This is a genomic window from Paenibacillus sp. FW101-FHT12H11, from assembly GCF_058790355.1.
The window spans coordinates 510,202-523,665 of the sequence record NZ_JBYTCO010000001.1; the positions used below are offsets into that span (position 1 = coordinate 510,202).

General features: G+C 44.0%; 6 protein-coding genes. All 6 read left to right on the forward strand.

The features are described from left to right. The first annotated feature begins 89 nt into the window (after nt 1-89). A complete protein-coding gene (locus AC3WTJ_RS02315; protein ID WP_492520383.1) occupies nt 90-8,285 on the forward strand; it encodes a glycosyl hydrolase 115 family protein in 8,196 nt (2,731 codons plus the stop codon). A gap of 228 nt (nt 8,286-8,513) precedes the next feature. Beyond that, nucleotides 8,514-9,008 carry a TRAP transporter small permease gene (locus tag AC3WTJ_RS02320; RefSeq protein ID WP_157318981.1) on the forward strand — a complete coding sequence of 165 codons (495 nt, stop codon included), beginning with the start codon at nt 8,514-8,516 and terminating at the stop codon, nt 9,006-9,008. Then, complete coding sequence (locus AC3WTJ_RS02325) at nt 9,008-10,300, forward strand: TRAP transporter large permease (RefSeq protein WP_157318980.1); 1,293 nt, start codon at nt 9,008-9,010, stop codon at nt 10,298-10,300. The genes AC3WTJ_RS02320 and AC3WTJ_RS02325 overlap by 1 nt, the downstream gene beginning before the upstream one ends. An 88-nt stretch (nt 10,301-10,388) precedes the next feature. Beyond that, nucleotides 10,389-11,426: a TRAP transporter substrate-binding protein gene (locus tag AC3WTJ_RS02330; RefSeq protein WP_492520384.1), complete on the forward strand. Its 1,038-nt coding sequence runs from the start codon at nt 10,389-10,391 to the stop codon at nt 11,424-11,426. Between the two features lie 131 nt (nt 11,427-11,557). After that, nucleotides 11,558-11,893 carry a hypothetical protein gene (locus AC3WTJ_RS02335; protein ID WP_492520385.1) on the forward strand — a complete coding sequence of 112 codons (336 nt, stop codon included), beginning with the start codon at nt 11,558-11,560 and terminating at the stop codon, nt 11,891-11,893. Nucleotides 11,894-11,948: 55 nt separating this feature from the next. Further along, nucleotides 11,949-13,427, forward strand: coding sequence for a sensor histidine kinase (locus AC3WTJ_RS02340; protein WP_492520957.1), 1,479 nt, complete (start codon nt 11,949-11,951; stop codon nt 13,425-13,427). Nucleotides 13,428-13,464 lie beyond the last annotated feature (37 nt).

Here is a 13,464-nt window from a genome sequence, read left to right on the forward strand (position 1 = left end):
ATCAATCGAAAATATAGCGTTTACAATTAGAAATGGCACTATTTTGAAAGTGCTTACATGTAATCTATGAAAGGAGAGTGAGCCTGCACATGGCAAAACTGCGAAATCGAAATATGAAAATACTTGTTATGTTATTTCTAGTCTTATCATTAATGCTTTCGGCCGTTGTTCCGATGAATGTGCTTGCTGTAGACAATGCACCTGACGGAAATGAATCAGGCTTTCCGCTATTTAAGAATGGCTCGGTAGCGGATATCTATGTATCGAACTCGGATGATAAGCAAATTGTACGAGCAGTAGGAGATCTGCAAAAAGATATACTTACTGTTACAACAAAGACACCTGGAATTAAAATTAGTGCTAATGGTTTGAACCAGTATTCCATCATCGTTGGTTCAGTTGATAAAAGTGATATTATTCAACAACTGATAACAGAGGGAAAATTGGATGAAGCCAAGGACCTGAAAGGCAAATGGGAATCCTACATCATTAAAATGGTAGATGATCCACTTCCCGGCGTGAAGAAGTCATTGGTTATCGCCGGCAGCGATAAACGAGGTGCCGTATATGGTGTATACGACGTCTCCGAACAAATTGGAGTTTCCCCTTGGTATTATTGGGCGGATATTGTCCCACAAGTAAAGAGTGAAATCGTCCTTACGCAGCCGTTGAAAGAAGTGGGAGAGCCTTCTGTGAAATATCGCGGGATCTTCCTGAATGATGAGCAAAACCTTGCCAAGTGGGCGGCGCTCAATGACCCTGTAGGAGCACAGGGCGGCAATATAGGTCCTGAAACGTATAAGAAAATATTCGAGTTACTGCTAAGGCTGAAAGCAAATTACATTTGGCCAGCCATGCATTCCGAAATTCGGTTGGGACCGACGGACTATTTCAATAAATATCCTGAGAACCGTGTAAATGCCGATGCCTATGGTATCGTCGTGGGAACTAGCCACGCTGAGCCGATGATGCGCAATGGTACCGGTGAGTGGGGTCCGTTTCTTCAAAGTCAGGGATATTTGCAAGGCGTTGATCTCAAAACAGTAAATGCAATAGATGATTTGAACAACCTAACGAAATATCCTAACTCAGCGCCATATGACTATACAGTGAATCCAACACTCGTCAACAAATACTGGGATGAAAGCGTCACGGCTTACAAAGATTATGAGGTCTCTTATACGCTTGGCATGCGCGGACTGCATGACAAGCCATTTGTCACTGCCAATGCATCGACAACTTCACAAAAACTTAAGGTGCTTCAGGATATCGTTGACAGCCAGACAAAAATGATGAGTGATCATAACATCAATTCCGAAGCATTCCCTATCTTTATTCCATACAAAGAAGTTTTGCCTCTTTATGAAGCAGGTTTAAAGCTTCCTGATAACGCAACCATTGTATGGGCGGAAGACAATCATGGTTTCATCCGGCGGTTTCCTACCGTGGCTGAGAATGCTCGCTTGGGTGGAAGCGGTGTATACTACCATCTGTCTTATGTAGGGAGCATGACTTACATCTGGCTTGATTCTACCCCTCCTGCTCTTATGTTAAGCGAAATGGGAAAAGCCTATGAAAGTGGAGCGAGAGAGCTTTGGGTTCTCAACGTAGGCGACATCAAGCCAAATGAAATCGGTATGGATTTTTTCCTGGATATGGCATGGAATATAAATAAGTGGAACAAAGAAAACTTGAGCGGAGACAACGGATATCTATCCGAATTTGCTAAAAAAGCGTTTCCTCAAGCGAACAAAAAGGAAATAGGTGAAATCTTAGCGGAGTATTACCGCCTGAATTATGCCAGAAAGCCTGAGCACACCAACGCTGCAGAATTTAACGCAGTAAATTATGGCGATGAGTCTCAACAAAGAGTTGTGGATTATCAAAACTTGATGAACAGGGCTGACGCCGTTTATCAGACGCTCCCTAATGAGCAGAAAGATTCCTTCTATCAGCTTATTTCTTACCCTATTAAGGGATCTTACTATATGAACTTAAAATATTATTATGCTCAAAAGAACAAACTGTATAGCTCTCAGGGGAGAGCCCTGGCTGCCAATTTGGCTGCAGATCTGGCGCAATGGGCGCACAATAAAGAAGCGCAAGAAACCGCCTATTACAATAATACGATGTCCGGCGGGAAGTGGAAAATGATGATGAATCCCTATTTGTCGCCACTTCGACCTAACGCTCCGGGCATGCCTTCCGTAAGTAAGGTTAATGTTCCAAATGGAGCGAGCTTGGGAGTCGTCGTTGAAAGTGAAACGAATAGCACTACGAGCAGCGTGCTCAATTTCTCATCCTATTTAAAAGAAACGCATTTTATTGACGTCTTTAATAAAGGAAGCGAGTCGTTTGTCTATCAAGTAACAGCGGATAAACCATGGGTGAAAATTTCGAAAAGTACCGGTACCATTATAGATGACACTCGTCTATTGGTGTCCATCGATTGGGATCAAGTCCCTACTGGCACTCAGAGTGCTGTTATTACCGTAATCGGTGCAGGCAGCGAGAAGAAGATTACAGTAAATGCGAGCAAGCCTGCGCTGACCAGGGATCAGATTACCGGATTCGCCGAAGCTAACGGTTATGTATCTATTGAAGCAGAACACTTTACTCGAGAAAGTAAGAATGGAGCTATCGGGTTTCAAGTATTTAACGGACTAGGCCGCTCCGGAGGCTCCGTAGCGGCGTATCCGATGAATACACCAAGCTATATGAATAATTTGAGCAATGCTCCTAAGCTAAGCTACGATGTATATTTTGCCAATGCGGGAAGTTTCTCCACGACCGTATATCGTGTGCCGACTTTAGGTGCGGAGGGCCAAAGATTTGCCATTGGGGTGGATGGGAAAACTCCGATCGTCCTATCGGGTCAAAAAACGGCTGAGGAAGGCAACTGGCAAACCAATGTGACCAATGCAATTGAGAAGATGCAAGTGAGCATCAATATTCCTACGCCAGGATACCATACGATTGAGCTGTACATGATAGATGCAGGTGTGGCAATTGATAAGATCGTTGTTAATACGGGAGGCGAAAAACCGTCTAATCAAGGTCCGCAGGAAAGCTATAACTCCGTTTACAATGCGAATCCGTCATTCGTCCCAAGGATCCTGAGTATGTCCCGAGAGGTCTTGGATGCCTATATTCCAACAGTAAACGCCAAGATTTCTGAACTGCAAAATGATACGAGCGGTGATCCGACTATTCAGGATGCATTGGTATTTCTAAAAAATACACGTGATGAGGTTATAGCATCGTTGAGTGATCTGAAGGCTGATACCGTGCACGACGGATATGTCCGGCTGATCAAAGCCATGAGCGAGGTGGACTCCCTCAAGAATCTTCAGGGCTTGCTTGAAAAAGCGGTAGCGAGGGCAGAGTGGATTAAGAAGAAGGGCGTCGCGGGAACTGATTTTCTAAATTATCCAGCAGACGCACTGGCGACATTCAAGACACAATACGCTGCGGTACTTGTTAAATTGAATGGAAGCCAAGACTGGACAGTTAAGCAATCCGGGTATGGCGAGCTTGTGGCAGCGATCAACGCGCTAGATAGTAAACAGATTAAGATTAACGGAAACAAAAAAATGCTGGTATACGATGATTTCAACGATATCGGCTCGATCAATGACCTGAACATACAATGGAATATCATGCAGTCCGGTGGGACCGTAGCACTGGAAACAGATCCTGTTGAGAGCACCAACAAATATTTGAAGGTGACGAAGAACAATGCTGCCGGTGAAACGGGACTTACAGCTGCATTCTCGGAAGCGACCGGTCAAGTATTCTTCGAGATGAGAGTTCGTTCCGATGCGTCGGATACCTTCTTCGGAATGCCTTATATCTATGGGGCGACCAGGGATAACAACAATAACCTCTTCAGCAATGCGATGCGCAACAATGGCACATTCCTGGTCAATAACGGAGATGCAGGCAAGTTTACAAGCGGCACATGGTATAACTTGAAGATTGTGCTGGATAGTGCTAAGCAGACCTGCGACTTTTATGTGGATGACGTAAAGGTGAAGTCGAACTTGCCGCTTCGTGTGGCTATGACAACCGCGAATATGCTTAGCTTCTATACCAATAACGATGGATCCAATGCAGGGAAAACGGGTTCGGTATATATAGATAATGTAAAGGTATATACCATTATTCAGGAAACCGGCAGCGAGCAATCTAAAGCGAAGCTTCAAGATACGTTGAATGAAGCTAAAAAACTTCAGGGAGAAAGCTACACGGCAGACAGCTATGGCGTTCTGATGAGTGCGATAATTGAAGGTGATAAGCTTGTCGCAACTAATGGAACAGATGAAGCTTATCTAAGCACCGTGGAGAAAATAAAAACAGCAGTCGACAACCTAAAGCTCAGGGCTTATATCCTTAACGACAACTTTGACAATTTGAACGCGATAACGGATCTTCCAAGCGATTGGAAGCTGATCCAAACCGGTGGTAGTGTATCTTTGGAAAATGATAACGGCAATAAGTTTCTGAAGCTTGCTCAGACCAAAAAGGGAAGTGGACTATCGGTAGAAGCGAATAAAATTTTCCCAGAGATGAGCGGGAAAATGTATATCGAGACGAGAGTGCGTTCCGACGCTCCAGCCACTTTCTTCGGCTCGCCATTCCTTTACAAAAATGATAGTTCAACAACAATTATCGCTACTGCAGCCTTACGCGATAATGGCTCAATCAAAGCATCTAGTACGGGAAATAATAGTACGACGACAGTTGAAGTAGGAAAGTTTAATCCTGGAGATTGGAATACGATCGGTTTAATTGTAGATTCCAGTAGTCAAAAAATGAATGTCTATGTCAATGGAGTTCTTCAGCAGCAAAATTTACCTTTACGCAATCCAATAACGACACTTGGTAAACTGAGATTTTATAGTGATGACAACAATTCGAGCAATCCGCTTGCCATCGGATATGTCGACTTCGTTCGGGTATACCGAGAAGGAGCGACAGCTATAAATCTGGACAGCTTAAATTCTAAACTTGAGGAAGCAGCGGTATTCGTCGATGATGAAGCGTACACGGTTGAATCTCGTGAAGTGTTGAGCGATGTGATTCAAACAATCAGCGCTGAGAGAGCAGATTATTCGCTGCAGTCCCAAGTTGACGCAGCAGTAATTAGATTAACGCAAGCCATTGCTGGATTAGCTCTGAATGCTAGTGCCAACGCGGATTTGGAAAGCTTGAGTCTTTCAAGCGGTAGTTTAGCGTTCAACTCGACTACGACGAGCTATAATGTCAGCGTTGCGAACGATGTGACTAGCGTGACGGTAACGGCTGGTACAGTTGATAGTCAAGCAACGCTGAGCATCAATGGCATTGTAACAGCAAGCGCTCAAGCAAGCAGTCCCATTACGCTAGCGGTTGGTAATAATACCATCAACATTATCGTAACGGCAGCAAACGGCTTGAGCAAGACGTATTCGGTTCACTTAACTCGCGAAGCGGGCGGAGAAGCAATGACTAAGCTGCAAAGCTCATTAGTTAATGCGAAAAAGCTGCAGGGAGATACCTACACGGCAGACAGTTATGGTGCTTTAATGGTTGCAATTCTCGCAGGAGACAAGCTTGTTGCGGATGGCGGAAGTAATGAAGCCTTGTTAGGGGCTGAGCAGAATATTAAAGCTGCTGTTGATGGGCTGAAGGGCAGAACCTATATCATTAATGATAACTTTGACAACGTCAACTCACGGAATGACCTTTTGAATGATTGGAGAATGGTTGAAACAGGCGGAAATGTGACGTTGGAAAACGATAATGGCAACAAATATCTGAAGTTTGTCCAAACGAAAAAGGGAGCTGGGCTTTCGGTTGAAGCCATTAGAAATTTCCCGGAATCCAGCGGAAAACTGTATTTGGAGATGAAAGTGCGCTCGGATACGCCTGAGAGTTTTGTTGGTGCACCATTCCTTTATCAAAACGATAATTCAACAACGATTCTTGGATCTGTCTCCTTACGCGATAATGGCTTAATCCGAACTTCATATTTGGGTAATAACAATTCGAGTACAACTCAAGTTGGAACCTTTAATAGTGGAGAATGGAATACGATTAGTTTAATCATCGATTCCAACACACAGAAAATGCAAGTCTATCTGAATGGAATTCTGCAGAAACAAGATTTAGCAATGCGTAATCCATTCTCAACAGTTGGCAAACTTAGATTCTACAGCGATGATAGTACAACATCTCGTGCCAATGCCGTTGGTTATCTGGACTATGTTCGTGTCTATCGCGAGGGAACTACAGCTGTAAATTTGGCAAGCTTGGAGTTTAAACTTGCGGAAGCTGCAAAATTAGTAGAAGACATGGCTTATACGGTGGAATCCAGAGCTGCATTGAGCAGTCTAATGCAAACGATTTATGCTGAAAAAGGTAGCTATACCATGCAATCCGAAGTGGATGAGGCACTTACACGATTAGCGCAAGCTGTCGATGGAATAATTCGGAACCTCAGCAGCAACGCAGACTTGGCGAGCTTGAATTTGTCAAGTGGAAGCCTCGTATTTACGCCAAATACGACAAATTATCATGTGAGCGTAGCGACAAATGTAGAGAATCTAACAATTATGGCGGAAGTTGCTGAGATTCATGCGAATCTGAATATCAATGGAGAGTCAACTGCCAGCGGTCAACCAAGCAGCCCTGTTGCACTTCAAGTGGGGAGCAATACGATTACGGTCGTGGTTACGGCAGAAAACGGCACAACCAAGACCTACACGGTCAACGTAACACGTGAAGGGGATGGCGGCACGACTGCGCCTGAACTGACCTCTATCTTGCTGGATAGCCTCAGCTACAGCTTACTGGTCGGCACAGGGCATGACACTGTTGTAACGGCTGTGTATTCGAATGGGAAATACCTTGATGTGACGAATGATGCCAGATACGTCATGTCCAATCCGTTATTTGCAACGGTGACAAATCATGGGTTGGTTACGGGCTTGGCTCAAGGCTCGACGGTTCTAACCGTCACTTACGGCGGGCAAAGCGCGAGTGCCAGCATTACGGTTACCGGCGCCGTTCAATTAAGGCCGACAGTCAACGAGCCCGTCCTGGATCTTCCGGTGAATGGTACGGTTCCGGTAAGTATTACGGTTCCGCAAGAAGTAACGAATGCCGCGATTCAATTGGCGCCTGTTATTGAAGGAACGACAGCGAAGGTTATACTTCCGTCCATCGCGGTTCATGCAAGTACAGCGCTTGGCAATGTGACTTTGGACATTCCGGCCAACACGCAAGTTCAGGCACCGGCAAGCTGGAACGGCAAGTTTGAATTACCGCAAGTAGAAGACAATCGTACCGTTTCGGTTCCGCAGGGTGTCGTTAGCGCCGTTATCAAGGCGGGTTCACAGGAAGTGTCCCTCACGTTGGATAAAGCGGCAAGAATGGTGTTTCCAGGAAAAGGAGGCCAGTTGGCAGGCTACGTTGCGCAAGGAGTGATTGTTCCGATTACAACCACAATCAGCGCAGACAATCAGATGGCCGCTGACTATGAAATTCCGGCTGGAGGGTCCGCAATCATTACCGTAGGAAATGATCTGGTGCTTTGGACGAAACACTTTACCTCGTACATTACCTATACGGCATTAAGCAGCGGAGGCGGTCATGAGGGCAACCACAGCAATGGAGAAGGTAAGCCAGCCAATCCGCCAGTTAACCCACCGGTCAACCCGCCGGTCAACCCGCCCGCTACGCCCGATGGCGCACAGGAGCAGCCAACGGAGAGTAAAGGAGATCTGACGGATTTAAAAGGGCATTGGGCGGAGAAAAACGTTCAAGAACTGATCAAAACTGGAGCCATTGAAGGCTATCCGGATCATACGTTCAAACCGGATCGTCCGATTTCAAGGGCGGAATTTGTGTCCATCATCGTTAAGGCTTTCAAGCTCAAAGGGCAGAACAGCACCGTCTTTGCAGATACCGGCAGTCACTGGGCTAGCGAGTCGATTGCCATAGCAGCTTCGCTAGGTATCGTTTCAGGCTATACGGAAACAACATTCGGACCGGATGATGACATTACTCGCGAGCAGATGGCCGTCATCATTGTCCGTGCTGCGCAAATCAGCGCTGTAGAGGCAGGATTATCCTATGCGGATGGTGCATCCGTATCCGAATGGGCGAAAGCTGCCGTCGCTGCTGCTACAGCGAATGAACTAATGGAAGGTTACCCGGACGGTACGTTCAAGCCGCAGGGGCAGACTACCCGTGCAGAAGCCGCAACGGTCATTCTGAGAGCTCTTGGCATGAAGAAATAAAACAGTAAAGTTCTATTTATAATGTTAGCGAGGGCTGTCCCAAAAACCATGAAAATGGCTTGGGACAGTCTTTGTATTTGTGCCAAAGAGCAGGCGTAGGCTTAATGCTGACACCTAAATAAATGAAAGATAATAATCGTACAAAGGTTATCAATTTATAGATAACGGTTTACAATTAAAACATGATAGGATTTGAAAACACTTACATTAAAGAAAGGAGAAAAAACCATGCTAAGAAAAGCAGCGCTGGCCATCGACACCTTATTTGAAAATTTGGCTTTAGTGGCGCTAACCTCCATGACACTCATTGTTTTTGTTCAGGTTGTTACGCGAAAGCTGTTCAATTTTGTGTTTTTCTGGTCGGAAGAAGTGACCTTACTATTAATGGTTTGGTTCTCGTTTATGGGGTTTGCACTCGGCTTTCGTGAGAAGCTGCATATTGCGATGGATAGTGTAACTCAGCATTTCCCAAAAAGAGTTAATAAAGTGCTGGGGAAGATTATCGATATTTGTATCTTTGGGTTTGGACTTTACTTGGTTATGAATGGGTGGCAGTTTACTGAGTTAATGAATCAATCCACTTTGCCTGCTACGAAATTACCAACAAGTTTCATGTATGTCGTGATGCCGATCTCCGGGATTATGATTTGTATTTACTCGACACTACAATTACTCGGTATTCAAACGATTCGTCATAAAGGTATTGAGGAGGAAGTTCAGTAATGAGTACAACGTTGGCCATACTTATTTTGGTAATTAGCTTTGTAGGCCTCATTGTACTGAGGTTTCCGATCGCCATTACGCTGGCAGGTTCGACACTAATTACACTAATGTATTTGAATGTACCTTGGATAGTTGTTGGACAAACGATGGTTCAAGGCATTAATTCCTTTCCGCTGCTGGCCATACCATTCTTTATCCTGGCAGGACAAATTATGAGCGTAGGCGGTATGGCGCTTCGGATCGTTAATCTGGCACAAATATTTGTCGGCGCGGTACGAGGCGGTCTAGCACTCGTGAGCTGCGTAGCTTGCATGTTTTTCGGCAACATTTCGGGTTCTGCTGCAGCAGACGTCTCTTCTGTCGGGTCTGTCCTCATACCGGCGATGAAGAAAAAGGGATACGACGCTGACTTTGCCGTAGCTGTCACCACATCGGCATCCATTCAAGGAGTCATTGTACCGCCGAGCCACAACCTCGTTATGTATTCGCTTGCTGCTGGCGGCATTTCTGTTTCGGCCCTGTTCTTAGGCGGGATTGTTCCTGGCTTGATTCTTCTCTTTACCTTGATGGTTGTTTCCTACGTAATAGCAAGAAAACGCCAATATGTTAAAGGGGAGCCGGTCAAGTTAAAGGATGTTCCCAAAATTCTGCGTGATGGTTTCCTATCGTTGCTTACAGGCGTTATTATTCTAGGAGGAATTTTATCCGGATGGTTTACCGCTACGGAGGCGGGAGCGATTGCCTGTGCCTATGCATTTATTCTTACGTTCTTCGTATACCGTGACGTACCGTTGTCCCAATTCTGGGTTGTCATGAAAAGAACGCTTCGTACCGTTTCAATGGTGCTGTTCTTAATCGCGGCATCCGCATCATTCGGGTATGTGTTAGCGTTTCTGAAAGTACCAGCATTGGTAACGGATCTATTCCTGAGTGTATCAACAAACCCAATCATCATTTTGATGATGATCAACGTGCTGCTGTTGCTGCTCGGTTTTCCTATGGACATGGCACCTATGATTTTAATTATGACACCGATCCTGCTTCCAATTGTTACGTCGCTTGGCATCGATCCGGTTCACTTTGGTCTGATCTTGATTCTAAATTGCGGCATTGGATTAATTACGCCACCTGTCGGAACCGTCTTATTCATTGGATGTGCCATAGGCAAAGTATCTGTAGATCGAGCTACGAAAGCGTCATTGCCATTCTTCTTTGCGATGATTGCGGTATTGCTGCTCATCACCTATGTGCCCCAGATTACACTTTGGCTGCCGAATCTAGTACTTAAATGAGATCCCGGAAGATAGTTTTACCTCTGGTATGTAAACGCTTAAATGCGTTCCACATAAAACAAATTATGGATTAAAGGGGAGACTTACAGTGAAGAAAGGTAAATTTGTTTTAGGCGTTACAGCTATGGCGTTAATGACGGGAACCATAATTTCCGGGTGCAGTGCGAACCAAGATGCCAAAAGCAATGCCCAGGGAAGTACAGGGGAGACCAAGAAGAGCTATACATTCCGACTGGCTGACTCACAACCACCTGATTATCCAACAACAATGGGTGATAAAAAATTTGCTGAATTGGTGAATCAGAAATCGGACGGGCGAATCAAGATTGACGTATTTCCATCCGCTCAATTAGGCGAGGAGAAGGCGGTTATCGAGCAAGTACAATTGGGTGCGCTCGATTTCACCCGTGTAAGTACAGGACCAATGGCAGAGTTTAATAAATCGCTCGGCGTATTTAGCTTGCCTTATATCTTCGACAATGATGAGCATGAGTGGAAATTCCTGCAGGGCGCTGATGGTCAAAAGCTACTTGACGGACTTTCGGCATCTAAGTTTGTTGGACTTGCTTATTACGACTCCGGTGCGCGCCACTTTTATTCGCGGAAACCGATCACCAATGTTAGCGACCTTAAGGGGCAAAAAATTCGTGTTCAGCAAAACAAAATTAATATTGATTTAATCGAAGCTCTTGGAGGCAGTGCAACGCCAATGCCATTTGGAGACGTATTCAATGCACTGCAAACAGGGGTTATTGATGCAGCGGAAAACAACTGGCCAAGCTTCGATACTTCCAATCATTATCAGGTTGCCAAAAATATTGTTCTTGATGGACATCAACGCGTACCGGAAGTCCTGATGATGAGTAAAGTAGTGAATGATAAATTGTCTGAAGAAGACAAGAAGATTATTAAAGAAGCAGCCATGGAATCAGTAAGCTACCAACGCGACCAATGGAAGCAATATGAGAAGAAATCGGAAGATAAAGTGAGAGCTGCGGGTACGAATGTCGTGGAAGTCAAGGATTTAAAGCCATGGCAGGCAGCAGTAAAGCCGGTTATCGACAAGTACCGTCCGGAGTATAAGGATGTCCTTGATGCCATTGATAAAGCTCGTACAGCGAAATAAGATACTCGGCATCAAAGCGCATTTTACTGTTATGAGTAAAAGTAGTAGGGGCTTCCTAGTGAAGCCTCTTTCTAGATGTTGAGCTAACACTTAAGAACAGGTGAACTGTAAAGGATGATAAAGGTGGAACTATGCAAATAAAATGGCAGATCGGAATGAACATCGTACTGCGTTATTTGTTTTTAAAAGATCAATCCTTAATTACGAAGCTACTTGTATTCTCAGGGTTATTGGTCGTTGTTCAAATGGTTACAGTAGGTAGTATTTCTTATCTCCGTTCATCTCAAGTGTTAGAGCGAGAAGCCGGAGATTATAGTTGGCAAATTATTGAGCAAGTAAAATCACATATCGAATATTACGTTTTAGACTTTGAAATCGGTACGTTGAAAATGATTAATCATCCAGATATGGGATCTTTCATGAGAAAAGGGATATGGGAAGAAGGGGAAAAAAACAAGCATTCGTAACTCGCTACAAACTCTACTTAACAATACTTCTTATTCAAGATCGGACATTTCCGGGATCACAATAATACTTGATAATATGGAACCTGTAGCTACTTCTTTTGGGAAGAGTATAGAGCCGATGGCCGATCTGTCACAAGAGTATTGGTACAAGTCGGTTCCCACTAACGGAGAAGATTTGCTAGTCAGTCGATTTGTTAAACTACAGGACAGGAATGAACCTGTTATTTCTATCATCAAAAAACTTGTAAATCCGTATACACTGGAATCATTTGGCTTAATTATAACGGATGTTAACTTCAGAAGGCTGAAGGATATTGCTGAAAAAGTGATTATCGGGCGGACGGGAGCTATGTATATTCTAGATTCGCAAGGGCATTATGTTTATCACCCAGATGTTAATGAAATAGGCAAGAAGGCAAGTATTGACAACTTGACTGAAATGCTGAAGCAGGGTAAAGGCACTCTGATAAATGAAAAAAAGGACGAGTTTGTGACTTATAGTAAATCACAATTTCTCGGGTGGACCTTGTATATGGCTGTGCCTTATTCAGAACTCAGTCAAGGTACGGGGTATATAGGGAATACGATTGTATGGACAACCGTAATCACGCTATGTATAGCTTACATATTTGGGGTAGGCTTTGCATCCAGCATCATTCGACCTATTCGTAATTTGCAGCATTTCATGAAAAAAGTGGAGATCGGTGTTTTCTCACAAAAGGTTGCTGTCGAATCCAGAGATGAGATCGGGATGTTAACAAATGGTTTTAATAAAATGGTCGAAAAGCTGAAGAACCTGTTGGAGGAGATTTATTTTTCGAAGCTCAAAGAAACAGAGATGTCTCTGCGACAGAAGGAAACTGAACTTAAGGTGCTTCAATCACAAGTAAATCCCCATTTTCTCTTTAATTCGCTGGAAACAATACGTGGCATGTCCTTAGAATATGAAAAGGAAGATATTGCGGATATGGCATTATCACTTGCAAAATTACTACGCTATAATTTGAAAGAAACATCCCAGCTAGTCACGGTCAAAGAAGAACTATCGGTTTGTAAAAGGTATTTACGTATTCAAAAGTATCGTTTTGACAATAAGTTGGAATATGATTTTAATATGCCCGACTGGGTCCTGGAGCAGAAAATTGTAAAGTTTTCTCTACAGCCAATTGTGGAAAATTGTGTAATTCATGGTATTGAGCCTAATCTGGGTACAGCAAAAATTTCGATCTCAGCTACAAGCCAATTGGATCATAGCTTTCATATCACAGTGAGCGATTCTGGGGCGGGAATTGAGCAGGAGTTACTTAGATCCATAAACGAAGATTTGCAGCAAAAAGATATTTTATCTGGAGGATCCCATATTGGCATTATCAATGTACATCGGCGAATTGAATTGTTGTGCGGCGAAGGGTACGGATTATTTATTGAAAGCAAACAGGGGAAAGGTACCTCGGTGAACATAAAGTTGCCTAAAAGCGAATATTGGGACCGCTTGAATAATAAGGAATGTGCTACAACTGTAGAAATTCAATAAAGTTCGATGATTTACAAAGGAAATCATATTGTTTGGG

What these genes read in the sequence shown, in the direction of transcription:
- AC3WTJ_RS02315 (WP_492520383.1), top strand. Translation starts at nt 90, where the DNA reads ATGGCAAAACTGCGAAATCGAAATATGAAAATACTTGTTATGTTATTT.
- AC3WTJ_RS02320 (WP_157318981.1), top strand. Translation starts at nt 8,514, where the DNA reads ATGCTAAGAAAAGCAGCGCTGGCCATCGACACCTTATTTGAAAATTTG.
- AC3WTJ_RS02325 (WP_157318980.1), top strand. Translation starts at nt 9,008, where the DNA reads ATGAGTACAACGTTGGCCATACTTATTTTGGTAATTAGCTTTGTAGGC.
- AC3WTJ_RS02335 (WP_492520385.1), top strand. Translation starts at nt 11,558, where the DNA reads ATGCAAATAAAATGGCAGATCGGAATGAACATCGTACTGCGTTATTTG.